This is a genomic window from Amycolatopsis circi (genome assembly GCF_003385235.1).
Lineage (GTDB): Bacteria > Actinomycetota > Actinomycetes > Mycobacteriales > Pseudonocardiaceae > Amycolatopsis > Amycolatopsis circi.
The window spans coordinates 1-23644 of sequence record NZ_PQIA01000055.1 but is presented as its reverse complement, the minus strand read 5'-3'; the positions used below and the strand labels follow the sequence as shown (position 1 = coordinate 23644).

Here is a 23644-nt window from a genome sequence, read left to right as displayed (position 1 = left end):
ATGACCAGAATCTTCTGGTTCAGCGTGGCCGATCTGTGGATGATCGCCTGCGGAGCGTTCTGCGGCTGGAAGTTCATCAAGAAGCACAAGAACTACGTGCTGGGAATCGAATGGCTTATCGTCGCCTACTCCGGCACGAACTTGCTCGTCTACACCTTCAATCCGAACCCGGTGCTTTACCACATCTCGTTCTTCCTCGACGCGTTCTCCCGGGCGCTCGGGTTCACGGTCCTGGTCATCATGGGCTTGATGATGGCCACGCACAGGTACAAACCGTCGGTCGCCACGGACGTGTGGGGCTTCGCGATCGCCGCGGTGGTCGGGCTTGTCCTGCATTTCGTGCCCCTGGGTTTGTTCACTCCCCTCTTCCTCCTGATCATGTGGACCGTGCTGTCGTGCTTCCTCGCCTACTTCGCCTGGCGGCTGTGGCAGGCCGGCGAGCGCCTCCACGCATGGGGCATCGCCGCGGTCATCGTGACCTCGCAGATCATCGCCAGTATTTACGATTTCTACACTATCCCTGGAGATGATTCAGAGAAGACGCTTTTCTTCATCGCGGCGCTGACGGTGTGGGGATTCTGCTTGTTCGAGATCTACCACGCCTACGGTGCACTGCAGCGTTCTGCAGGCAAGACGGTGCGTGCACCGGAATCCGCTGAATCCGCGCACTGAGCGAGCGCGCACTCGGTTGTTCGGCCCGCACCATCCCGGGCGGGCCGAACGACTGCGCTACTTCGGTGCCTGGAACCCGCCGATCCGTTCCTCCAACAGCTCCGCCACCCGCAGCGGGGTCTGGCCCTCGAACATCGGGCCGACGACCTGAACCCCTCCTGAGAGAGGCCGCTGGCATCGCCGTGGCGGGCAAGCCGGGCATGGAGGCGACACCGGCCCAGACCAACCGGTCGAAGAACGGGTCTCGACGCCGTCGACGTCGATCCGGCATCGACATCCCGATGCGCGGCAACAGCCTGTACCTCGACGACGAGCTGATCGTCGACGCGGGCGAGCTGACCGTGAAGGACATGCGCCCGGCGGCGAAGCGATGACCGACCACCACATCGGGATGATGGTCCCGAGTTCCAATCTGACCATGGAAACCGAGCTGCCGCGGATGCTGCGCGCCCGCGAGGAGCGGTACCCGGAGGACCGGTTCGTCTTCCAGCCCGCCCGTGCGCGGATGCAACACGTGACGCCGGCAGCTGCGCGCCACTGAGTCCACATGACGACGCGCCGTCGGTCAGCGCCGCTACGGTGGCCGCGATGACCACCGCCACGGCAACCCCGGTCCCGTCTCACGGCCGCAAGCTGCTCCCGCTGGGCAGCGAGATCCTCGCACCCCGCAACCACGCCGGCCTGCGCATTGAAACCGAGAACCCGGGCCTGCTGTTCGAATGGGCGCGCCGCGAGGACGGCGGCCTGCTCGGCTGGGTCACGTACCAGCTCCTCACCGCGGACGACCAATGGTCCCGCCCGGTCAACCACTACGTGCCAGCACACCTGCTCCGCAGACGAGGACCCGCCCGACGCCAGCAATTCGACAACTACCAGCCTCGAACCCACGGCTAGCAGAATCGGCACAAGTGTCTCCGGAGCGATGGCCGCACACCGATCATCCCGCCGGAATTCGCGCGCTTAAACCGACAGGGTAAGAGAAAGCCGGGCTGTTCGAGCGCCGCTCGTGGACAGCGGACGAGATACCACGGTGCTGCGACAAGCTCCTGCCTTGCTCAGCCAGTCAATAGCTGCGTCGGCCATGCGGCCGCAGACGGCCGCGGTTCCCGGCAGAAGCTGGATGCGGTGAGCCTGCTGTCGATCAACCCGTGCCGACGGGCGGAGCGGTCAGCCGGCCAGTGCGGCGTCGTTGATCTTCTGCTCCAGTGCCGCCTCGTCCATGAAGTAGACGTCGCGGACGATCTTCAGGGTTTTCGGGTCGAAGGTGGAGTAGCCGGTGCCGATCCACGTCACCTTCGGGCCGGTGCCGCCGGCTGTTCCCGTCACCTCGAAAAGAACGCCGATGGTGTCGCCCTCCAGGAAGGACGTCGCCACTCGCGGGGTCCAGTCGGGGAAGGTCGCGAACATTTCCTCGAATCCCGGGACCAAAGCCGACTTGTCGCCGACCGTCCCGCCTGCGCCGTTGACGACGACGCACTCGTCGTCGAAGTACTCCAGCACCTTGTCGAGGTCGTGGACGGCGACGGCGGCGCAGATCTCGTTCATTTTCTGGATGTAGCGAGCGAGCTTGGCACTGGACACGGGTTCTCCTCCGCGGGAAGCGACTGGTGGCGCACTCCACCTTGCTCGGTGCCGAGGGCAACGGCCTACGCCAAGGAACACCGCGCTGGCCGGTAGTTCGGTGCACTCTGCACTCGTGACGGCCGCCGCTTCTGCGCCTAGGCTGTTCGTCCGGCTCGGGTTTGGAGGCAACTGTGGACGCGGAGGACAAGCAGAGCCAGCGGACGCGCGAGCTTTTTCGTGCCGCCGCGGCCAAAATGCAGGTGCACCAGGCCGAGATTGCGCACGAGATGTGGGCCGCGGGCCAGCGGAGCCTGCGCGAGCGCGCCCTCGCACAAGACCCGGTTCTGTCCGAAATGGACCATGTTTACTGTGCCTCCACTTTGGCCCATTGGCTGATTGCCAACATTGACGATCCCGGCTGCCGGGTCGAGCCGACGATGATCCCCGACACCCGGCACTACGCACGCGACCTCGCACTCCGCGGAATGGACACGAACGACGTCGAGGCGTGGCGGGCGTCGCAGCGAGTCAACTGGTCCGCGTGGCTGCGGTTCTGCTTCGACACGACCGACGACAAGGAGGAGCTTCGCGAGCTGGTCGAGATATCCGGCGATTCCCTGGTGGCTTATGTGGACGATTCGATGGCCGCGGTCGCGGCGTACATCGACGAGGCGAGGGCGGAGCTTGCCGAGGGGCCGGAAAGCGAGCGATTGGCGACCGTGCAGCTGCTGCTCCGCGGTGCGCCGATCGCGCGGCCCCGGGCGGAAGCACAGCTCGGCTACGCGCTCACCGGGCATCACGTGGCGGCGATCCTCTGGGGCGACTCCCCCGATCAGCTCGCCTTCCTCGAGGACGCGGCCGAGCGCGTCATGCGCGCCGCGGGCGCCGCCCGCCGCCTGACGCTCGCCGCGGGGACGACGACGCTCTGGATGTGGATTCCGGGGAGTTCCGCGCCCTCCCGAGCGGAACTCGACCAGATCGTGGCGGAGGTCCCCCACGTGCGAATCGCCCTGGGACGGCCGGCGCCGGACGTGCACGGCTTCCGGCGCAGCCATCTCGACGCGGACGCGGCGCAGGCGCTGCTCACGCGCCTTCGGTCCGGATGCCGCGCCGTCCACTTCGAGGACGTGCAGCTCATTTCCCTGCTGACCAACGACCTCGCCGAGGCGCGTCAGTTCGTCGCGGACACCCTCGGCGGGCTGGCGACCGCCGACCGGGTGCTGCGCGACACTGTCCGGGTCTTCATCGCCGAGCAGTTCAATACCTCGAAGGCTGCCGACCGGTTGTTCGCGCACCGCAACACGATCGACCGCCGGCTGATCCGGGTGGACGAGCTGCTCCCGCGCCCGCTCGCGCAGAACCCGGCCGCCGTGGACACCGCACTGGCGCTGGTGGAACTGCAGAGCGGCGAGCAGCCGGCCTAGAGCAACGACTGCGCGGAGTATCCGAGGCGCCCCATCCCGGCGTGCTCCGCGGCATCGAGCTTCCCCGACACCGCTGCCATCACCGACAAGTCGACGCCCGAGTCCGCCAGCTCTCCCAGAGCCCTGCGCACCCCGTCGGCGAAGACATGGATCGTCGCCTGGTCCGTTTCGTGGCGCCCGGACTCGATCGCGGCAGCCGCCTCCTCGGTAGCGTGGCGCAGCAGTTCGAGACCGTGCAACGTGGTGTCCCGAACCTCCTCGAGCGTTCGGCCCCGCCGCAGCAGGCACGTCGCCGACTCGACGAACCCGGTCAGCGCGGTCACGAAGAAGGCACCGCAGCCCAGGTACAAGCTCTTCGCGCCGGTGATCTCGTCCGACACGTGCCGCGAACGCCCTCCGAGCAGCGTCAGGGTGGCCTCGTGCTCCGCCCAGACCGAGGAGGGGCCCGAGAAAGCCACCATCGCGCCCGGTTCGCCGATCTGGCCGGGGTAGCACAAGGTCGACCCGTCCAGGAACTGGGCTCCGTGCTCGCCTAGCCAGCAAGCCAGCGTTTCGACGTCGTCGTAGGTTCCGTCACTGAGATTGACGACTGTCAGCCCGGAGAGGCTGGGGGCCGCCGCGAGCACGTTCCGGGTCGCGTCGATATCCGACATGCAGACGACGACCAGTCCGGTGCCTCCCAACGCCTCCTCGACGGACGCGGCCGGCCGGACGCCGTCGGAGGCAAGAGCCTCGGCTCGTCCCGGCGTCCGGTTCCATGCCGTCGCCGCGAGGCCGCTGGAGGCGAACCTGCGCGCCAGTGCCGATCCCATCAATCCGCAGCCGAGCACGGCCACGTCGTGCCTGGCCGGGCGAGTCATCGCAGCTGCCGTTTGAGGATCTTGCCGGTGGCGGTCGTCGGCAGGGAATCGACGACCTCGACGATCCGCGGGTATTTGTAGCCGGCCATCTGTTCCTTGCTCCATTCCATTAGCTCGCGCGGCGTCACCTCGGCGCCGCTGCGCGGGATCACGAATGCCTTGACCTCTTCGCCGTGGCTCTCGTGCGGAACTCCGACGACAGCCGCGAGGGACACCGCCGGGTGAGTCAGCAGCACTTCCTCGATCTCCCGCGGGTACACGTTGTACCCGCCCCGGATGATCATGTCCTTGGCGCGGTCGACGATGTAGTACCAGCCGTCCTCGTCGCGGCGGGCGAGGTCGCCGGTGCGGAACCAGCCGTCGCGGATCACTTCGGCGGTCGCCTCGGGCCGGCCGTGGTAGCCCTTCATCACGTTGTGCCCGCGGACGGCGATCTCGCCGATCTCGCCCGGACCGGTCACCTCGGTCCAGTCGGATTTGATCAGTTTCAGCTGGACGCCCCAGACCGGCTTGCCGATGGAGCCGGGGCGGGAGGGGGCGTCGGGATCGCCGATCGTCGCGAGCGGCGAGGTCTCGGACAGCCCGTAGACCTCGAGGATCCGCACGCCGAGCCGGTCGTCGATCTCCTTGATCAGCTCGACCGGGAGGGAAGCGCCGCCGGACATTCCGATGCGCAGGTTCTTGGCGATGCGGGCGACGTCGACGTCCGGGCCCAGTTCCCGCAGCAGCCCCCACCACATCGTGGGGACGCCGGCGAAGAAGGTGATGTCCTCCTCGGCCATCAGGCGGACGACGTGGCTCGCGTCGAAACGGGGCACCAGGTGAAGTGTGGCCGCCGTCGAGAAGCCGGCGTGCAACTGGACTGTGGCGCCGAAAGTGTGGAAAAGCGGCAGGCACACCAGGTGGCTGTCGCTGGCCGGCCGGTTCCGGAGTATCCGGTTCGAGGCGAGCACGTTGAGCATCGTGTTTCCGTGCGACAGCTCGGCGCCTTTCGGCTGGCCTGTCGTGCCCGAGGTGTAAAGGAGGACTGCGGTGTCGGTCGCCTCGGTGACGACGGATTCGAACGTTTCCGGTTGTCCGGCAAGAGCTTCGCGCAGCGTTTCCGCTGCCGTGCACGTCTCCGGGGCGGCGGCGATCAGGAAGAAATGCTTGACGGCGGCGACGTCGTCGAACGCGAGACGCCCCTCCTGGCCGGTCGGGAGTTCCTCGCTGCCCTCGAAGCAGAAGTACGCGACGGCATCGGCGTCCGCGAGGTGGTAGGCGATCTCGCGCCGCTTGAGCAGGACATTCAGCGGAACGACGACCGCGCCCGCCTTGAGGATGCCGTAGTAGACGATCGCGAATTCCGGCCGGTTCGGACAGCTGAGGGCGACTCTGTCCCCCGGTGCGACGCCGCGTTCGACCAAGAGGTTCGCCACTTGGCTGGCCGCGGCGTCGACCTCGCGGTAGGTCATGCGGTTCTCGCCCAGCACCAGCGCGGTTCTGCCGGGATGGTTGCGGGCGGAGTCCTCCAGGAGGACGGAAAGGTTCAGCACGGCGGCTCCTGTCGACGGCGTGGTGCCCGGGCCGGGCGGCGGGTGCGCTCCCGACGCCCGGCCCGGTGTTCATCGAGCGCGTTCAGGCCATGGCCGACGCGATGGCGGACGCGACGCGCTTGACCGCGTCGCTGCTGGTCGCGCTGAGCGCGGTGTACGAGAGGTAGCCGTGAACCAAGCCCGGTTCCCTGATCAGCTCGGTTGGTACGCCGCTTTCGGTCAGCTTGGCGGCGAACGCAAGGCCGTCGTCGCGGAGCGGGTCGAACCCCGCGACAGTCACGAGAGCGGGCGGCAGCCCGGTCAGGTCGTCGGCGAACAGCGGCGACACGCGAGGGTCGGCCCGCTCGACCGACGGCGGCAGGTAGTGGTCGGTGAACCAGGCGATCTGTTTGGCGGTCAGTGCGGGGGAATCGGCGAACTCGCGGTTCGAGGGCCGGGAACCGGCCAGGTCGGTAACGGGATACATCAGCGCCTGAAGCGCCGGCTTCTGCCGGGAATCGCGCAGCTTCTGGGCAAGCACCGCGGCGAGGTTCCCACCCGCGCTGTCGCCCGCGACGGCGATGCGGCCGTCCGGGACGCCCCACCCTGCGGCGTGCGCGACCGCGAACTCCCAAGCGGCCATCGCGTCGTTGTGCGGCGCGGGGTAAGGGCTTTCCGGTGCCAGGCGGTATTCGACCGACAGGATGTCCATGCCCGTGTGGTGGGCGAGCAACCGCACCGGGCCGTCGTAGGCGGCCCGGCTGCCCAGCACGAACCCGCCGCCGTGGAAGAACACGACGAGCCCGGCGGAGGAGGCGCGTGCGCGATACCGGGTCGCCGCGAGGCCACCTCCCAACTGGAGTTCCTCCACGACGTTCATCGGGAGCGGGCGCTCGCCGTAGATCGCCGCAGCCTTCAGCTCGGCGGCACGCGCCTCGACCGGGCTGAGGTCGCTGAAATCGGGGGCTTTCGCGACGACGGACATGAGCATCGCGATCTCGGGGGCCATCTGCTCGCCGTCCGCGTTCACGGGCACCTTGACCAGGCGCTTCACCAGCGACGCGGGAAGCTTGCCCATCCCGATCCCGAGCTGTCTCTGTACCCAGTCCCCGGCCGAGACGCGGGTGGCGGTCGCGGCGTTCATCGCACCTGCTCCTTGCTCGCGGACGCGGCACCGGCCGCCTGCCGGTCGCCGGCGGAGCTGAACTGCAGGTGGTCGTCGTAGAGCGGGCCGTTGAGCAGTCGCTTGTCGGCCTGGTACGACGTGAGCATCCGCCACGGCAACCTGGTGCCCTGCTTGGGCATGCTGTCCGCGTTGCGGGTCACATAGCCGGCGTTGAGGTCGAGCAGCGGTTCGGTCGCCATTCCGGGTTCGGCCACCGGCACGGCTTTGGTGTAGCCGTGCGCGTCCAGGTGCCGGATCAGCCGGATGACGTACTGCACGGTCAGGCCGACCTTGAGCGTCCACGACGAGTATTTGGTGTACCCGAAGGCGAAGGACCAGTTCGGCAGGCCGGACAACAGCATTCCGCGGTAGGTCACGCACGAACCGAGGTCCAGTTTCCGCCCGTCGACCGTCTGCGGGATCCCGCCGAACATGCGCATGTTGAGCCCGGTGGCGGTGACGATCACGTCCGCGGGGATCTCCTCGCCCGAGGAGAGCAGGATGCCGGACTTGGTGAAGCGTTCGATCGTGTCCGTCGCGACGGACGCCTTGCCCGCGGAGATCGCCTTGAAGAAGTCGCCGTCGGGGGTCATGCACAGCCGCTGTTCCCAGGGTTTGTACGGCGGGTTGAAGTGCGTGTCGACGGCGTAGCCCTTGGGCAAGGCCTTCTTTGTCAGGCTACGCATCAGCTTCCGCCCGGAGTTCGGGAACCTGAGCATGTAACCGACGAAGAAGAAATCCCGCCACACGTTCTTGAACCGGGTGACCGCGTATCCGCGCCGCAGGCCGAGAATTCGGTACAGCGCCCGGGAAAACTTGTCGATGCGCGGCAGCGTCATGATGTAGGTGGGAGTGCGCTGCAGCATCGTGACGTGTTCGGCCGCGCGGGGGCCGGTCGTCATCGCGGGAACCATGGTGACGGCGGTCGCGCCGCTGCCGATCACGACGACTTTTTTGCCCGCGTAGTCGTAGTCCTCGGGCCAGAACTGCGGGTGGAGGATGTCGCCTTCGAAGTCTTCGCGGCCGTTGAAGCTGGGTGTGAAACCTTCGTCGTACCGGTAGTAGCCGGTGGCGCCGCAGACCCATTTGGCTTTGAGGGACACGGTTGTCGGCTTCTGGCCGGGGGCCTCGGTCCGGACCTGCAGCGTCCAGGCGCCCTCGGCGCTGGACCAGTCGGCCGACACGACCTGGTGGTGGTAGCGGATCAGGTCGTCGACGCGGTGCTCGGCGGCGGTTTCTTCGAGGTACTCGCGGATGAGGTGGCCGTCCGCGATCGCGTGCTCGTGGCTCCACGGCTTGAATTGGTAGCCGTAGGTGTGGAGTTCGGAGTCGGAGCGGACGCCGGGGTACCGGAAGAGGTCCCACGTGCCGCCGATCCGGCCGCGCCCTTCGAGCACGACGATTTTCTTGCCGGGAAAGGCTTCCCGGAGGTAGCACGCCGATCCCACGCCGGAGACGCCGGCTCCGATGATGACGATGTCGGCGGCCTCGGGGCGGGCGTCGTTGCCGGCCATGGTGACTCCTCGTCTCGATCTGCTCGGGCCGGTCGTCCGGCCAGGAAGTCATGCTGTGCCAAGGGGGATGACCGGGGCCACGCACATCCGTGGCGTCCTGGGGCGGGGCTTGGTGCAGAGTGCACCGGGCCCGGCGGTCACGAGGCGGTCGGCGCTCCGATCGGGAGCATCACGTGCTTGGTGCGCGTGTAGTCGTCGAGGGCGTAAGCGGAGTTGTCGCGGCCGTAGCCCGATTTCCCGAAGCCGTTCCACGGCATTTCGCTGGCGAAGTTGAGGTGCGAGTTGACCCAGACCGAGCCGAACGCCAGTTCCTCGGTGAACCGGAGCGCGCGGGCCTGGTCGTGGGTCCACACCGATGCCGCGAGACCGTATTCGACGTCGTTCGCCTTGTTCAGCGCCTCGGCTTCGCCGGTGAAGGTCTCGACCGAGATCACCGGGCCGAACACCTCCTCGCGCGCCATCTCCGTCCCGGAGGCGACGTCGGCGAGGATCGTCGCCGGGTAGAAGAAGCCGGGTCCTTCGGGCACCTCGCCGCCGAGGACGACCCGGGCGCCGTCCTGACGCGCCTGGTCCACCATTCCCGCGACGCGGGCACGATGGGCTTCGCTGATCAACGGCCCGAGTTCGAACTCCTCGCCCGACGCGGCGTTTCCGCTGCGAAGTTCCCGGGCGGCCGCGGCGAGCGCTGCCAGGAGCCGGTCCCGCACGTCCTCGTGGCAGATCACCCTCGTCGCCGCGCCGCAGTCCTGGCCCGCGTTGCCGTAGCCGACCTCGATCAGCGTCTGCACGAGGAGGTCGAGGTCGGCGTCCGGGAACACCACCACGGGCGCCTTGCCGCCGAGTTCGAGGTGGACCCGCTTGACCGTGGTCGCCGCGCCCGCCGCGACCTGCTGGCCCGAGCCGACGCCGCCGGTCAGCGCCATCATGTCGATGCCGTCGTGGTGGCTCATCGCCCGGCCGACTGTCGCGCCGGCGCCGGTCACGATGTTCAGCACGCCGTCCGGCAGGACGCCGGTGGCGATGTCGGCGAGGACGAGGGTGCTGAGCGGGGTGAGCACGGACGGCTTGAGCACCATCGTGTTCCCCGCCGCCAACGCCGGCGCGATCTTCCACGCCGCCATGAGCAACGGGAAGTTCCACGGCGTGATCGCGCCGATCACGCCGACGGGTTCGCGCCGGATGTAGGACAGCTGGCCCGCGACGTACTGGCCGGGCGCCGGGGCCTGAGCGGTTCGCGCGGCTCCGGCCATGAAGCGGAAGCAGTCGGAGATCAGGGGAATCTCGTAGGTCGCGTACGCGTAGGACTTGCCGACGTTGAGCGCTTCGAGCGCGGCCAGCAGTCCGGCGTGTTCGTCGATGACGTCCGCGAATCGGAACAGCGCCTCGGCTCGTGCTCCGGGCGTCGTCCGCGCCCACGCCGGCAAGGCGGTGCGCGCCGCCGAGACCGCGGCGTCGACGTCGGCCGTGGTGCCGTTCGCCGCGACCCCCAGCAGCGTGCCGGTGCGCGGGTCGGTCACCTCGATCGTCTCGGTGCTCGCGCTCGGGACGAAGCCGCCGCCGATGTACTGGGCCGGAGCCAGGCCGTCGATGCGCCGGTGCGCGTCGGCCAGGATCGTCTCGGGGGTCATCTCAGGCTCCTTCGGTCGGGGTGGGGACGTAGGTCGGGCCGAGCGCGAGCACGGGGGCGAGCAGGTCGTCGTCGAGCAACTGGTCGGGCGTGGCCTCGGCCGAGGGCGTGCGGACCTGGCCGGGATAGCCGACGGCCCGGCGTGCCTCGGGCGCCATGTAGTAGGTGCTGGCGAGGAAGTAGAAGGCCGCTTCGGCGAGTTCGGGCGGCCAGTCCGCGACTGCCTCGGCCGAGAGTTCGTCGGCCGCTGCGGCCAGCTCGGCGGCCTGGATGAACGCCGCGGAAAGGCCCGGATTGGCTTGGAGCGCGCGGTGCAGGAGAGCGGCGTAGCCGGGCAGGGCAGTCAATGCGGGCGATCGGCCGGTGCCGGGGAACCACAGGTCGGCGAGGCCCGCCGCCCCGGCACGGGCTTTGTCGTCAGGGAAATCGATCACAACGGGGTCCTTTGGCTGGCGGCGGTTTCGACGAGGTGCTCGGCAGCGCGCAGCGCGAAGGCGGTGATCGTCGGCGTCGGATTGACCGAGGAAGACGTCACGAAGACGCTGCCGTCGAAGATGTAAAGGTTGGGGACGTCGTGCGACCGCCCGTATCCGTCGACCACCGACGTCGCCGGATCCGTGCCGCACCGGGCGGTGCCGAGCAGGTGCCAGCCGGTTTCGCCCCCGAAGTCCACGCGCTTGGTGGAGACGGCCCCTGCCGCTTCGTGGACCTCGGTGATCCGGTCCAGATGCCAGTCGAGCGCGCGTTTGCTCTCGTCCGACATCGTGTAATGGATCTTCGGCGCCGGAATGCCGTCGCTGTCGACGAGGTCCGGGTCGAGGGCGACCCGGTTGCCGAAGTCGGGCAGGTCCTCGATGGAGGCCGAGATCTCGAACGCCCGGCCGTACAGCCGCTCCACGAGTTCATGCCCGGCCGCGCCGCTGCGCTCGGCGAGCGGCAGCTCCGCGAATCGCTGGAGCAGCCCCACCGGCCCTTGGAGCACGACAGCCGTCCACTTGGCCCCGCGATGGAAGCCGCGGCTGGCATCGGTCTCCGCGAAGTGCATCGACCAGATCGGGTGGCTCTCCGGCCCGAGCCACGGCTCGACGTCCTTTTCGTACTCGCCCAGCACCGTCGCCACCGGATGCATCATCAGGTTGCGTCCCACGCGACCGGAGGAATTCGCCAGCCCGTCCGGGAACCGCGGCGAGGTGGACAGCTGCAGCAGCCGAGGGGTGCCGATCCCGTTGGCGCACACGATCACCACCGGCGCCGACGTGTGCCGTTCGGCTCCCGCGCGGTCGATCCACGTGGCGCCGGTCGCGAGGCCCCGGCCGGAGACCGTGATCTCGCGGACCCGCGCCCCGGTCACCAGGTTGACCCCGGCCGCCAGCGCGCCGGGCCACATCGCGACGTCGAAGGACGCTTTCGCTCCCTCGGGACAGCCGCTGCCGCAGGTCCCCCATCGGGCGCACGGCCCGCGGGAACCGGCGCCCTGCGACAGGATCGCCGACGTGCCCGGCCACCAGCCGATGCCCAGCTTGTTCATGCCCTCGGCCGCGATCCGGCCGATCCGGCCGATGGGAAGCGGCGGCTGGGGAAGCACGTAGCCGGGCGGGTAGGCGATGTTGCCGCCCAGCCCGGAGACGCCGATCATCTCGTCGACAGCGTCGTAATACGGCTGCAGTTCCTCGTAGGTGAGCGGCCAGTCGTCGGCGATGCCGTCGAGGGTGCGCACCCGGAAGTCGGACGGGATCATCCGCGGCCACTCCGCCCAGAACAGGACGCTGCTGCCGCCGACGCCGTTGAACATCAACGGATGCACGTCCGAATCGGAGTCGTCGACGGGATAGTCGCCCGGCCCGCCGCGGTGGTTGGGATTCGGATTCCAGGGGCCGGCGACGAGCAGGTCGCGTTCGAGCTTGTCGCTGGGATAGTCGGCGACGGCGGGCCAGTCGCCCTGTTCCAGGACCGTCACGCGGAACCCGCTCTCGGCCAGCAACCGCGCGGCGGTGACGCCGGACGGCCCCGCGCCGATGATCAGCGCGTCGACGTCGCCGTCTCTCGAAGACGGGCCAGGCACGGTCATGGGCACGCTCTCTTTGCTCGGTATTTAAGTCAGACGGTTGTGTTTAAATAAGGACATGCCGAAGATCGTCGACCACCGCCAGCGGCGTGCCGAGATCGCCGACGCCGTGCTGGCGATCGTCGCCGAGGACGGTGTCGCCGCCGTGACGCTGCGCGATGTCGCGGACCGCGGCGGCTGGTCAACCGGGGTGCTGAACCATTACGTCGGCGGCCGGGACGACCTGCTGCGGCTGGCCTTCCGGCACACGTTCTGGCTCTCCGGCCAGCGGCTGGCCGCCATCGCCGAGGAGACCGGACTGGAGCCGGTCGAGCGGCTGGTCCGCATCCTCGCCGCGCACCTGCCGCTCGACGGGCCGTCGGTGGCGTTCGCCCGGATCACGCTGTTCTTCTACGCCGAAGCGGCCGGTTCCCCGGACAAGCTCGGCGAAGACATGCTCAACTACCTCACCTCGTGGCGTTCGACGGTCGAGGACCACGTGCGCGCGGCGTTGGATTCGCGCGGCCTGCCGACGTCCCAGGCGCGGCAGATCGGAGACCACCTGGTGGCGGTCATCGATGGCTACGTCATTTACGAAGTGCTCGGCTCGAGCCTGTGGAACGGCGGTGATCGCAGGGTCGCTCCGCCGGTCCGGGACTGGGTCGAGTCGGCGCTCGCGATGAGCACAGTGGACGCGGCACGGCGCTGAGCCCGGACCGGCCGACCGCCGCGGTCCGGTTGTGCCGAAGGCTCCGATGCCGGTCATGGATGCGCTCCCGAACTCCGTTTGCCGCACCGCTCGCCCGGCGCGGTACCCATGGTTCGACATGGGCGGTGGTGCGCGCCACACACATCTGAGGTGTACGCGAACGCGCCGCGGTGCACATTGCACTCGTCATTCGCGCCGGTCCGCCCAGGCGTCGGTGGACTTCAGCCAGGCCCGGTCCGCGACCAGTTCACGGCACGTGCCCGCCCGCTCCCATTCCTCGCTCGCCAGCAGCGCGCGGTGGAACGGAAGCAGCGTCGGAATCCCCGCGACCGCGGTCTCGTCGAGTGCCTTGCGCATCGCCGAGGTGGCGGCGACGCGGTCCTCGCCCCAGGCGATCACCTTGGCGATCAGGGGGTCGTAGTAAGGATGGACGTCGTCTCCGGCGGCGACACCGGTGTCGACCCGCACTCCGTCTCCGGTCGGCGCGGCGAAGCGCTCGATCCGGCCGGGGCCGGGCCGGAATCCCTTGGCGGCCGATTCGGCGTTGATCCGGCATTCGATCGCGTGGCCGGTGATCCGCACGGCCGACTGGGCGAAGCCGAGCGGTTCGCCCGCGGCGATGCGGATCTGCTCCTCGACCAGGTCCAGGCCCGTGACGAGTTCGGTGACCGGGTGCTCTACCTGGATGCGCGTGTTCATTTCGAGGAAGTAGAAGTCGTCGCCGACGAGCAGCCCTTCGACGGTGCCGAGCGAGAAATAGTTCGCGGCTCGCGCCGCCCGCACCGCGATCTCGCCCAGCCGCGCGCGCTGAGCGCCGGTCAGCAGCGGGCAGGGTGCTTCCTCGACCAGCTTCTGGTGCCGCCGCTGGACAGAACAGTCCCGTTCGAACAGGTGGACCGCGTTGCCGTGCATGTCGGCGATGATCTGCACCTCGACGTGGCGCGGGTCTTCGAGATAGCGCTCCAGGTAGACCGTGGCGTCGCCGAAGAAGCGTTCGCCCTCCCCCGCCGCGCCTTCGACCGCGGCGGCGAGTTCGCCGGGACCGTTGGCCACGCGAAACCCTTTTCCGCCACCGCCGCTCGCCGCCTTCGCGGCAACGGGATAGCCGATCGACTCCGCGGTCGCGAACGCCTTCGGCCCGGGGCGGACCGGCTCGGTGCGCCCGGGCACGACGGGAACGCCGGCCGCCGCAACGGTCTGCCTCGCGCGGATTTTCGACGACATCATCTCCATCGACTCCGGGCTCGGCCCGATGAACACCAGCCCGGCCGCCGCGCAGGCACGGGCGAACTCCGGATTCTCCGACAGCAGGCCGTAGCCGGGATGGACCGCCTGGGCGCCAGTGGACAGCGCGGCCTCGACGATGCGGTCGATCCGCAGATAGCTTTCGGCCACCGGGGCGGCGCCGATCAGCACGCTTTCGTCGGCCGTCCGGACGTGCAGACTGCCCGCGTCGACATCGGAGTGGACCGCGACGCTGGCGATTCCGAGACGCCGCAACGTTTTCATGACGCGAACCGCGATTTCGCCCCGGTTCGCGACGAGGACTTTGCCGAACACGAGTCAGGCCTCCAGCGTCACGAGCACGTCGCCGTCGGAGACGACGGCGCCCTCGGCGACGAGGATCTTCGCCACGACTCCGTCCTCTTCGGCCTCGACCGGGATCTCCATCTTCATCGACTCGAGGACGAGCAGCACGTCGCCCTCATTGACCTGGTCTCCAGGCTTCACAACGATTTTCCACACGGAAGCCGCGCAGTCGGCGACGATCTCGTTCATGGCTTCTTCCTTGTCTGTACGGCGAGCGCGCCCTGGCCGGCATCGAGGAACGACGCCACGACCTCGCGGGTCTCGCGCGGATCGATCATGTGCTCCACGCCGAACGCTTCGACGGTCCGCCACGGGTCGACCAGCGAGCGCATGCGGTCCTCGATCCGCGCCCGCATCGCGGCGGGGTCGTCCGCCGACTCGATCTCGCGCCGGTAGGCGGCCTCCACGCCGCCTTCGATCGGCAGGTCGCCCCATTCGCCGCTCGGCCACGCCAGGCGCAGCCCGAGCCGGTCGGGGTTCGACGTCGCGGAGACGGCGAGTCCGTACGCCTTGCGCACCTGCACCGTGATGACGGGAACGGTCGCCTCGACCACCGACTGGATCGCGCGCACTCCCCAGCGCATGACGTTGGCCCGCTCCGCCTGCGGGCCGACCATGAACCCGGGGACGTCGACGAAGTAGAGGACCGGGAGGTGGAAGGTGTTGCAGAGGTTGATCAGCCGCACCTGTTTCTCGGCCGCGGCGGCGTCCATCGCTCCGCCGAGGTGCTGCGGATTGCTGGCCAGGACGCCGATCGGCATCCCGTCGATCCGGGCGAGACCGGTGACCAGGCTCTTGCCCCACCGGGGACCGATCTCGAAGAACGAATCCCGGTCGACGACGGCTTTGACCACCTTGGCCGCGCGGTACGCCTGCCGCCGGTTTTCCGGGATGATGTCGAGGAGTTCCGGTGCTCGGCGGTCGACGGGATCGTCGCAGGGAGTGCGGTCCGGAAGCTGCCAGACGTTCTGCGGCAGGTAGCTCAGCACCGCGCGCAGCTGCGCGATCGCGTCGTCCTCGTCCTGCGCCAGGTTGTCGACGGCGCCGCAGGCGGTCGCGACGGGACCGCCGCCCAGCTCGTGCTTGTCGATCTCGATGCCCAGCGCGCGCCGCACGAGCGGCGGGCCGCCGGCGAACAGCACGGAATCCTTCGTCATCACCGAAAAGTGGCTGGCCACCGCCCGCGCCGCGCTGCCGCCGACCGCTGCGCCGCTCACCATGGTCAGAACCGGAACCTCGTCGAGAAGCTCGAAGGAACGCGTCCAGCTCAGGGAGCTGGTGAGATAGGTGTGCCCTTTGTCCTCCTGGGCCGCGACGTCCCCGCCGATGCCCTCCACGAACATCAGCAGCGGGATCTTGTACTCGTGGGCGAGATCCTCGACGAAACCGCCCATCCCGCCCTTCATCCGGTCGAGATAGCTCTGCGGTGCGCCCGCGCGCACCGTGAAGTCCTCGCCGCCGAGCGCGACCGGACGACCGTCCACTTTGGCCAGACCGCACACGTAGCTCGACGGCAGCGTGCCCAGCCGGTTGCCGAGCGCGTCGTTCTCCTCGAAGACCGCGAACTCGCCGATCTCGCGGAAATTCTCGGAGATCGCGGCGATGCGTTCGCGGATCGTGTACCGGCCCTGGTCCTTCTGCCGCGCCACCCGCCGTTCGCCGCCGAGCTTGCGGGCCTGCGCGCGGCGGACCTCGAATTCGTCCAGGGCGTCCGACCAGCTGAATCCGCCGGGTGTGCTCATCGCGGTACCTCCATGACGTCGGGCGACGTGATGTCGCGGGAGAGCAGATGTTTCTGGACCACGCCGGTCCCGGCGCTGCGGACGAATTCGGAACCGTCGGTGACGGTCAGGTATCTCGGCATCGCGAACCGGGGAAGCACCTTGCGGCAGTGCTCCACGAACTCGTCGGGCACCAGGTGGTCGCCGTCCGGGACAACGAAGACTTTGATCTCGTCCTCGCCGCCGTGCTCGTCGCGCACCGCGATGGCGACGCACTCCCGGACACCGTCAGCCGTGTTCAGGCTGTGTTCCAGCTCCCAGACCGAGATGTTCTCGCCGCGGCGGCGGAAGCTGTCGGTCCGCCGGCCGTCGAAGCAGAGAAAGCCGTCGCCGTCGAGATGACCGGAATCACCGGTGTGGAACCACAGATTGCGCCAGGCCTCGACCGTCGCCTCGGGTCGGCGCCAGTAGCCGAGGGCCGTGAGGTGCGGGCTCCGCGGACGGTAGACGATCTCGCCTGTCTCGCCCGCGGGAAGCGGCCGGTCGTTCTCGTCCACCACCCGCACCTCGATCGCGTCGTGCGGATGTCCCGCCGCGCCGCGGCGGCGCTGCTCGACGCTGTCCATCGCGATGCCGTCGCATTCGGTCTGGCCGAACAGCGTCAGGACGGGGATGCCGAGCCCGTCCTCGAACGTCTCGTAGACGATCCGCGGAATCGGCGCCCCGATCATCCGGGTCAGCCGATGCGAGCCGGGTTCGGGCAGCTCCCCCTGCGCCAGAATCGACAGCATCGCCCCCACCCCCGCCGCCCATGTCGCGCCGAACCAGCGGACATCGGCGAAGTACTCACTGGCGGAGAACCGTTCGCGGAAGGCCATCGAGCCGCCCGACTGCAGGCAAGCGACGAGCTTGACGTGCCCGTCGACGTGGAAGAACGGCAGCGGGAAGTAGCCGATGTCGTCGGCGGTGAGGGCGAGCCGGTCGGTCCAGATCTCGGCGAGATTCGAGAAGTACGCGCGCGGGAGCATCACGCCCTTGGCCGGCCCCGTCGTTCCCGACGTGTAGAGGATGGTCGCGAGATCGCCGGGACCGAACCCCTGCTGTGCCGCATCGAGTTCTTCCCGAACCACGTCGTCGACCGGATCCGCGGTCAGCTCGCTCATCGGCAGGACGTCGCCGGACACCGCCTCGCGCACCTGCCCCAGGCACTCGTCCTGGCAGGCGATCAGGCGCGGATCCGAGTCGGCCAGGACGTGCTCCAGCATCGGGCCGCGGAGTTCGACGTTGACCGACACCTCGACCGCGCCGAGCCACCAGATGCCGAACATCCAGACGACCCGGTCGATCGAATTTCCGCTCACCAGCGCGACGCGGTCCCCTGAGGACACGCCGCGTCGTCGCAGGGCCGCCGCCACGCGACGCGCCCGCTCGGCCAGCTCCCCGGCGGAGAGAACCTCGCCGCGCGTGCGGAGCAGCGGGCGGCCGGCGCCCCCGGCGACCGCGCGCAGCAGGTCGTCCACAGGACTGACACGACCGGCTGCCTGCCGGCGGGACCTGCTGACGTCGTCCACGAAGAGATCCCTTCGCTCGTCGGGGTTTATTATTTCAGACGTTTGATATAGAACAGTTCTTGTCCATCCGCTGTCAAGACCCGTGGAGGTCGCGATGACTGGGAACTCGCCATGACCTGGACGACGACAGTGCACCCGTGGTCGTCCGACTTCGACTATCTGGGGCACCTGACCGCTGCCGTCTACCCGAAGGCGTTCGAGCAGGCGCGGGTGGAGTACCTGCGCGACCGATGGCAGACCCGCGCGCCCGCCTATGTCGTTGCCGCGCAACGGATGCAGTACCTCAAGGAGATCCTCGAGGAGGACGGGCCGCTCAAGGTCGCGCTCCGGCCGGTACGGGTGGGCCGCTCGAGCGTCGATCTCGCGGAACTGCTCTGCAACGCCGAAGGCGCCGTGTGCAACCGCTCCGATGCGACGCTCGTGGCCTGGGACCTCGAGACGCGCCGTTCGCGACCGCTCACCGCCGGCGAACGCGACGCACTCAGCGCGGACATCGCCGCGTGAGAACCGGATTTCCGCTGTCCAAACAGGAGGTTGAACATCACCATGGCTGCTGAACGCCGCACTGGAAAACGCGTTCTCGTCACGGGCGGGGCGGGCGAGATGGGCGCGCACGCCTGTCGCGTCCTGGCCGGCGCCGAGGAGATCGCCGAAGTCCTTGTCGCCGACCGGAACGAGGCGGCCGCCAAAGCACTCGCGGACCTGCTCGGCCCGCGGGCGACACCGCTCGCGCTGGACATCTCCGACGCGGGCGCGCTCGCCGACGCATTGTCCGACATCGACATCGTGCTCAACACGGCGGGACCGTTCTACCGGTTCGGCCCGCTCGTCCTGCGCGCTGCGATCGCTGCCGGAACGCACTACCTCGACATCTGCGACGACGTCGAGCCGACGCTTGAAATGCTCGGTCTCGACGCCGCCGCGCGGGAAACCGGCATCACCGCGGTGATCGGGGTCGGCGCGAGCCCCGGCATCAGCAACCTGCTCGGCGTCCTGGCCATGAACGAGTGCGACGAGGTCGAAACCGTCTACACCTCTTGGCGCGCATCGGGTTTCCAGCGCGCCGAGGTCGACGACAGCGTGCGGTCCTCCGCAGCGGTCGAGCACTGGGTGCACAACTGCACCGCGACGATCAAGGCGTGGCGCGACGGGGGTCTCGCCGACACCCAGCCGCTCGAGGAGCGCACGCTCAGCTACCCGGGTCGGGGCGAAGCGACGGTCTGGGTGTGCGGTCATCCCGAGCCGCTGACCCTCCCCCGTTCCCGAAGCGGCGTAAGGGAATCCCTCAACCTCATGACGTCCAGGCCGCGGTTGATGGAGGCGGTGATCCGCACGGCCAACCGGGTCCGCTCCGGCGAACTCGACGTCGCGGCGGCGAGCCGGGCCCTGGTTCTCGAGCCGGGCACGATGGGCTCCGCCGCGGGTCCCGCGCCGTCCCTGCCGGTGCTCTTCGCCGTCGCGGAAGGAACGAAGAGCGGCAAGCGAATCCGCGTCGGAGCCCGTCCCCTCGTCGTCCCCGACGACAGCATGGGCACGATGACCGGCATCCCGCTGGCCGTGGCGACGCTCATGACAGCACGCGGCCAGGTCGGCCGACCGGGCGTCCACGGCCCGGAGGTCATCGACGCACGCGCGTTCTTCGCCGACCTGGCTCAGCACGCGCGCCAGGTGCCCGGAATCGAGCGTCCGGCTGACGTCGTCGAGGTCGTCGTGGAGGAAATCGCTGCCCGGTAAGCAAGGGGGTGCACCTCGGCCGGGCCGAGGTGCACCCCCGTTGAGCACTGTCACGGCGTTCAGGCCGCCGCGGGGCACATCTCGATCCCGCGCGGATGGCGCAGCCGCGACACTCCCGTGGCCACGAGAACCACCACGGATATCGCCACGGCTACGACATAGCCAGTCGTGTAAAGAGATTCCTTCGGCAACCCGGTAGCCGTGTCGGTGCCGGACCCGAGCACAGCAGTGATCACCGCCGAGCCGAACGCGAACCCGATGGCCATCGCGGTGCCGCCCATGCCGGAGGCCATGCCTGCCTTTTCCTCCGGGACCGCGTACTGCGGCACCGCGAACCCGCCGCTGTATCCGGCGCGGCTGCCGAGACCGACGATCGCGGAACCGACGAGGTAATGCCACGGCTGGTCGTGCGCCACAGCGAGCCACAGGAAACCCGCCGCCGACACGAGACCGCCGAACACGAGAACCACTCCGGGCCGTCCTTTTTCGACGAACTTCTCGGCCGCGGTGCCGCTGGCGAACATCGACAACGCGAACGGCAACATCAACAGGCTCGATTTCAAGGCGTCATACCCGAGCCCGTATCCCGCCGCGGCAGGGGTTTGCGTGTAATACGTCACCAACAGCAGCAAGGCGCCGTCCGTCGCACCGAAAAGTCCGACCGACAGGCACGAGGCGGAAACGTAAGGTTTCTTCAGGAGACTGACGTCGAAGACCGACGTTGAGGACCGACGTTCCGCCACGGCCCAGGCCACGCCAGCGACGAGCCCCGCCGCCAACAGAATGTAGGGCAAGCTGCCCGTCCAGACCGTGCCCTGCGAAAGGGCGAGGAGAACCAGGCCGAGCCAACCGATCATCCACACCGTTCCGAGCACGCCCATGCGGCCGCGGGTCGTGGCCCGTTCCGCCGGGAGAACGGCTACGAGCGCGACAGTCGTCAGCGCCAGCACCACCGTCATCGCGTAAAAGAACGTGTCGACGGAGAAATACTTGACCAGGACTCCGCCGCCAGTCAAACCCAGCACCACGCCGATTCCGCTCGCGATGATCGAGACGCGCACGGCGACGCCGATCGCGCTCCCCGGCAGCAGCCGCCGCAGAAACACAAGCGGGAGCAGCATCGAACCGCTGCCCAAGCCCATCAGCGCGGCCCCGATGACCAACGCCGGGTAGGTATGGCCGACCGCAGCGACCAGCGCGCCGACGGTCATCACGAGGCCCGAAGCCAGCGCCGTTGCGCGGTCCCCGCGCAGATCCGACAGCCGCGGGATGAGCACGAAACCCGCGCCGGAGGCCAGCGTCATCGCGGTAAAAACCCACGCCCCGGACGTGACGCCGAGGTGGTACTGCGCCTGCATGTCCGGCAGCAACGGCGGCAGCATGAACGCGATCGCATTCGTCACGGTCCCGAGGAACCCGGCCACGACGATGAGCGCCCAACGCGCTGGAGCCCTGCCCACATCGATTCTCGCCGGCATGCCGACCGCATCATTGAGGTCTGTCATCCGTGTCTCCCATACTCAGTTTTCGGACCGAGCTGCGCGCACTTCCTGCGCTCGGCGGTGCTGACGGGCCCCGTTCTCGCGTGGTTGGCGAGGCGACGGGCCGCCTGACTGCTCTTCGGAGACCGGCCGGTCGGCTGCCTCCGCGTCGATGAGGGCGGCGATCTCTGCCGCAGCCCGTTCCCCAGCGACGACCGCGCCCTCCATCGAGCCGACCCACACTGGAGACGCCTCCGAACCGGCAAAGTGCAACCGTCCGGCCCGGGCGGCGTAGGCCGGCCCGCAGGTGGTGAGCAGCCCGGGAGACCAAATCGGGATGCAACCGGAGGTCCAGCGCTCCTCGGCCCAGTTCATCTCGTGGTACTCGTCGGGGCGCAGCGCCTGCTCGCCGAAGGCACGAGCCAGGCCCGCGAGAACGGCATCGCGACGCCGGTCCGGGTCGCCGGGCATGGGGTCGGGCAGATCCGCGCAGATCCCGCCGTCGGCTCGGGCGAAGCCGACGAGGGTGCCCTGCCGTTCCCCCGGCGGAGTGTCGTCCCAGGTCAGCATCAGTGGCCCGGTGTCGCTCATGCTCGCACCGCTCAGTCCCCGGCGACGCCAGAAGGGTTGGGGATAAACCACATGGACCTTGTAGGCGTGCGCCATCGACATCCGCTCGCCGATGGTCCGCTGGGGAAGCGGGAGCTGAGGATCCACCCGGATGCCGGCACGGTCGGGCGGGCTCATCGCGAGGACGACGCGGCGTGCGCGATGGGTGCCTGCCGGCGTGTCGACCTCGACCCCGTCGTCGTGCTGGCGGATCGCCAGGATCGGAGAGCCCAGGACGACCCGGTCTCCCAGGTCCGCGGCCATCCGGTGGCTCAGCTCGGCCGACCCACCCGCGAACGAACGCTCGTCGCCGCCGGACAACGACGCGAGAAGCGTCTCCACCCCGCCGATCAGGTTCAGGTGGCGCACCACGAACAGCAAGGACAGGTCGCCAGGCCGCGACCCCAGCGTCAACGCCGCGATGATCGCCCAGAGCGTGCGCGCCGTCGCCGTCTTGGTGCTGCGACGCACCCAGGACTCGAAAGTGAGCGCGTCCAGCCTCTCCGCCTCCGGCGTCGCCAGCGCGTCGCTGCCGGGAGCACGCTTGCACAGCCGGCCCAGCCGGACCAAGGACTGCGCGAAGTCCGCCGATCCCAGCGGGTCCGCGGTCCACGGCATCGATCCGGTGAACGTGAGCACCCGACCGCGGCGCTCGAACACCGCTTTGCCGTGCTCGTTGTGCGGCCAAGTCGGCACGCCAAGTTCTTCCCCCAGCGCGATGAGCCGCTTGTACTCGGGTCCGACCAGCTGCCCGCCTTCCTCGGCGAACCGCCCGTTCCCGAACTGGTGGACCTTGGTGCGCCCGCCGACCCGATCGCGAGCTTCGAACACTCGCAGGGACGTGACGCCCGCCTGGCTGAGCCGACGCGCCGCAACGAGCCCGGACAGGCCGGCCCCGACCACGATGACGTCGACCGTAGCGTTCTCGCGTTCCATGAATTCCTCGCTCTGCGCCCAGACCTTCTGTCGCCGTTCACTGTCGTGACCGAGGTCACCTCGGCACTACGGCAACACCCACCGGCTGTGGCTCGGCAGTGGTGCACTGTTCACCAGGCGCACCGGTCGACCGGACAACGCCGGGCAGAACGGGCATTGACTGTCCGCACGACGGATTCGGTGCGCTGATAGGCACCGCCGCCACGACCAGAAGAGTCCACAACGCGGTCGAAAACCGCGGCATCGCATGAGAGCACTGGCCGCTTGGTCAGCCCTGTGAACGAACGGCGGCCCAGGCGGACGAGTCCGTCACCGGGCCAGCCTCGAAGACGTCCGCGTCCGATCAGAACGTGCGCACGCTGAACCGCTCGCGGAACGCGAACGTCGGCCCGCGTTGCAGGCACGCGGGAACCAGGACATGGGCATCCACATGGAAGAACGGCCACGCGTGGTAACACACGTCCTCGGTCGTCAAGCCGGTGACGCCGCCCACGACCGACCCGAAATAGGAGAACTAGCCGTGCGGCAGCATCACGCCCTTCGACGGACCTGTGGTACCGGAGGTGTAGAGCAGAGACGCCGGGTCGCTGTCGTGCAGGACGTGCCGCAGGAGCGGGCCCTTCAGATCCGCGTTGACGGTCCCCTTGACCGCGCCGGCCATCCAGATCGCGTAGGTGACGGCCGACGCGGTGGCTGTTCCGGGCGAGCACCGCGACCCGGTCCCCCGCCCGAATCCCATGACCGCGAAGGTCCGAGGCGGCCGAGCGGACGGCGTCGGCGCCCCCCCCGTTACCTTCTTCGTAGCTCCTGATCAAGGAGTTCGTGGTCGCCAGGCCTGGCATGACTTACTCCCCCAGTCGAACCCATGATCCGGGGGGTGGTGTCACCGGGTTTGGTGGCATCGAGGGAC

General features: G+C 68.9%; 22 protein-coding genes and 2 pseudogenes. 7 read left to right on the top strand and 17 right to left on the bottom strand.

Annotated features, from left to right (window positions below; all coding sequences use genetic code 11):
- Positions 1-672 carry a transporter gene (locus D0D37_RS23190; RefSeq protein ID WP_116202670.1) on the top strand — a complete coding sequence of 224 codons (672 nt, stop codon included), beginning with the start codon at positions 1-3 and terminating at the stop codon, positions 670-672.
- 57 nt (positions 673-729) lie between these two features.
- Here the strand turns inward: D0D37_RS23190 and D0D37_RS48065 are convergent.
- Positions 730-939: pseudogene (locus tag D0D37_RS48065) on the bottom strand (amidase); the annotation flags it as partial.
- A 103-nt stretch (positions 940-1042) separates the two neighbouring features.
- Between D0D37_RS48065 and D0D37_RS23180 the strand changes: the two are divergent.
- Both D0D37_RS23180 and D0D37_RS23175 read left to right on the top strand, forming a co-directional pair.
- A pseudogene (locus D0D37_RS23180) lies at positions 1043-1207 on the top strand (Asp/Glu racemase); the annotation flags it as partial.
- A gap of 53 nt (positions 1208-1260) precedes the next feature.
- Positions 1261-1566, top strand: coding sequence for a hypothetical protein (locus tag D0D37_RS23175; RefSeq protein WP_116202669.1), 306 nt, complete (start codon positions 1261-1263; stop codon positions 1564-1566).
- A gap of 273 nt (positions 1567-1839) precedes the next feature.
- On the opposite strand, the gene D0D37_RS23170 is transcribed toward D0D37_RS23175, so the two are convergent.
- On the bottom strand, positions 1840-2253 hold the full coding sequence (locus D0D37_RS23170) for a nuclear transport factor 2 family protein (protein WP_116202668.1): 414 nt from the start codon (positions 2251-2253) through the stop codon (positions 1840-1842).
- Between the two features lie 173 nt (positions 2254-2426).
- On the opposite strand from D0D37_RS23170, the gene D0D37_RS23165 reads away from it, so the two are divergent.
- The gene (locus D0D37_RS23165) at positions 2427-3659 is read left to right on the top strand and encodes a helix-turn-helix domain-containing protein (protein WP_116202667.1); all 1233 of its coding nucleotides are present in this window, start codon (positions 2427-2429) and stop codon (positions 3657-3659) included.
- On the opposite strand, the gene D0D37_RS46755 is transcribed toward D0D37_RS23165, so the two are convergent.
- The 7 genes from D0D37_RS46755 to D0D37_RS23135 form a co-directional block, all read right to left on the bottom strand.
- Entirely contained in the window at positions 3656-4519 is an 864-nt protein-coding gene (locus tag D0D37_RS46755) for an NAD(P)-binding domain-containing protein (RefSeq protein WP_162834413.1), read from the bottom strand. The two genes, D0D37_RS23165 and D0D37_RS46755, sit on opposite strands and share 4 nt — an antisense overlap.
- Positions 4516-6054, bottom strand: a complete 1539-nt coding sequence (locus tag D0D37_RS23160) for a long-chain-fatty-acid--CoA ligase (protein WP_162834412.1) — start codon at positions 6052-6054, stop codon at positions 4516-4518. The genes D0D37_RS46755 and D0D37_RS23160 overlap by 4 nt, the downstream gene beginning before the upstream one ends.
- 82 nt (positions 6055-6136) lie before the next feature.
- Complete coding sequence (locus tag D0D37_RS23155) at positions 6137-7177, bottom strand: alpha/beta hydrolase (protein WP_116202666.1); 1041 nt, start codon at positions 7175-7177, stop codon at positions 6137-6139.
- Positions 7174-8712: a flavin-containing monooxygenase gene (locus D0D37_RS23150; RefSeq protein ID WP_116202665.1), complete on the bottom strand. Its 1539-nt coding sequence runs from the start codon at positions 8710-8712 to the stop codon at positions 7174-7176. Before D0D37_RS23150 ends, D0D37_RS23155 begins: the two co-directional genes overlap by 4 nt.
- A gap of 137 nt (positions 8713-8849) precedes the next feature.
- A complete protein-coding gene (locus D0D37_RS23145; protein ID WP_208720102.1) occupies positions 8850-10340 on the bottom strand; it encodes an aldehyde dehydrogenase family protein in 1491 nt (496 codons plus the stop codon).
- Between the two features lies 1 nt (position 10341).
- Positions 10342-10773, bottom strand: coding sequence for a hypothetical protein (locus D0D37_RS23140; protein WP_116202664.1), 432 nt, complete (start codon positions 10771-10773; stop codon positions 10342-10344).
- A complete protein-coding gene (locus tag D0D37_RS23135; protein WP_116202663.1) occupies positions 10770-12407 on the bottom strand; it encodes a GMC family oxidoreductase in 1638 nt (545 codons plus the stop codon). Before D0D37_RS23135 ends, D0D37_RS23140 begins: the two co-directional genes overlap by 4 nt.
- 55 nt (positions 12408-12462) lie before the next feature.
- On the opposite strand from D0D37_RS23135, the gene D0D37_RS23130 reads away from it, so the two are divergent.
- Positions 12463-13092: a TetR/AcrR family transcriptional regulator gene (locus D0D37_RS23130; protein WP_116202662.1), complete on the top strand. Its 630-nt coding sequence runs from the start codon at positions 12463-12465 to the stop codon at positions 13090-13092.
- 186 nt (positions 13093-13278) lie between these two features.
- On the opposite strand, the gene D0D37_RS23125 is transcribed toward D0D37_RS23130, so the two are convergent.
- The 4 genes from D0D37_RS23125 to D0D37_RS23110 are packed head-to-tail and all read right to left on the bottom strand — an operon-like array spanning position 13279 to position 17974.
- On the bottom strand, positions 13279-14652 hold the full coding sequence (locus tag D0D37_RS23125) for an acetyl-CoA carboxylase biotin carboxylase subunit (RefSeq protein WP_162834411.1): 1374 nt from the start codon (positions 14650-14652) through the stop codon (positions 13279-13281).
- 3 nt (positions 14653-14655) lie between these two features.
- The gene (locus D0D37_RS23120) at positions 14656-14871 is read right to left on the bottom strand and encodes a biotin/lipoyl-binding carrier protein (protein ID WP_116202661.1); all 216 of its coding nucleotides are present in this window, start codon (positions 14869-14871) and stop codon (positions 14656-14658) included.
- Positions 14868-16424, bottom strand: a complete 1557-nt coding sequence (locus D0D37_RS23115; protein WP_116202660.1) for an acyl-CoA carboxylase subunit beta — start codon at positions 16422-16424, stop codon at positions 14868-14870. Before D0D37_RS23115 ends, D0D37_RS23120 begins: the two co-directional genes overlap by 4 nt.
- A complete protein-coding gene (locus D0D37_RS23110) occupies positions 16421-17974 on the bottom strand; it encodes an AMP-binding protein (RefSeq protein WP_162834410.1) in 1554 nt (517 codons plus the stop codon). Before D0D37_RS23110 ends, D0D37_RS23115 begins: the two co-directional genes overlap by 4 nt.
- 111 nt (positions 17975-18085) lie before the next feature.
- Here D0D37_RS23110 and D0D37_RS23105 point away from each other — a divergent pair, with 111 nt between their 5' ends.
- Together D0D37_RS23105 and D0D37_RS23100 are read left to right on the top strand one after the other, a co-directional pair.
- Positions 18086-18478: an acyl-CoA thioesterase gene (locus D0D37_RS23105; protein WP_116202700.1), complete on the top strand. Its 393-nt coding sequence runs from the start codon at positions 18086-18088 to the stop codon at positions 18476-18478.
- Between the two features lie 42 nt (positions 18479-18520).
- Positions 18521-19708 (top strand): saccharopine dehydrogenase family protein, encoded by a 1188-nt coding sequence (locus tag D0D37_RS23100; RefSeq protein WP_116202658.1) that lies wholly within the window; start codon positions 18521-18523, stop codon positions 19706-19708.
- A 59-nt stretch (positions 19709-19767) separates the two neighbouring features.
- On the opposite strand, the gene D0D37_RS23095 is transcribed toward D0D37_RS23100, so the two are convergent.
- The 4 genes from D0D37_RS23095 to D0D37_RS47475 all read right to left on the bottom strand — a co-directional run bounded on the left by D0D37_RS23095 (position 19768) and on the right by D0D37_RS47475 (position 23473).
- Positions 19768-21213, bottom strand: coding sequence for an MFS transporter (locus D0D37_RS23095; RefSeq protein ID WP_116202657.1), 1446 nt, complete (start codon positions 21211-21213; stop codon positions 19768-19770).
- A gap of 15 nt (positions 21214-21228) precedes the next feature.
- Positions 21229-22734 carry a flavin monoamine oxidase family protein gene (locus D0D37_RS23090; protein WP_116202656.1) on the bottom strand — a complete coding sequence of 502 codons (1506 nt, stop codon included), beginning with the start codon at positions 22732-22734 and terminating at the stop codon, positions 21229-21231.
- Positions 22735-23077: 343 nt separating this feature from the next.
- Complete coding sequence (locus D0D37_RS48485; RefSeq protein WP_279630332.1) at positions 23078-23209, bottom strand: hypothetical protein; 132 nt, start codon at positions 23207-23209, stop codon at positions 23078-23080.
- Between the two features lie 39 nt (positions 23210-23248).
- Positions 23249-23473, bottom strand: coding sequence for an AMP-binding protein (locus D0D37_RS47475; protein ID WP_116202655.1), 225 nt, complete (start codon positions 23471-23473; stop codon positions 23249-23251).
- Between the last annotated feature and the right edge of the window lie 171 nt (positions 23474-23644).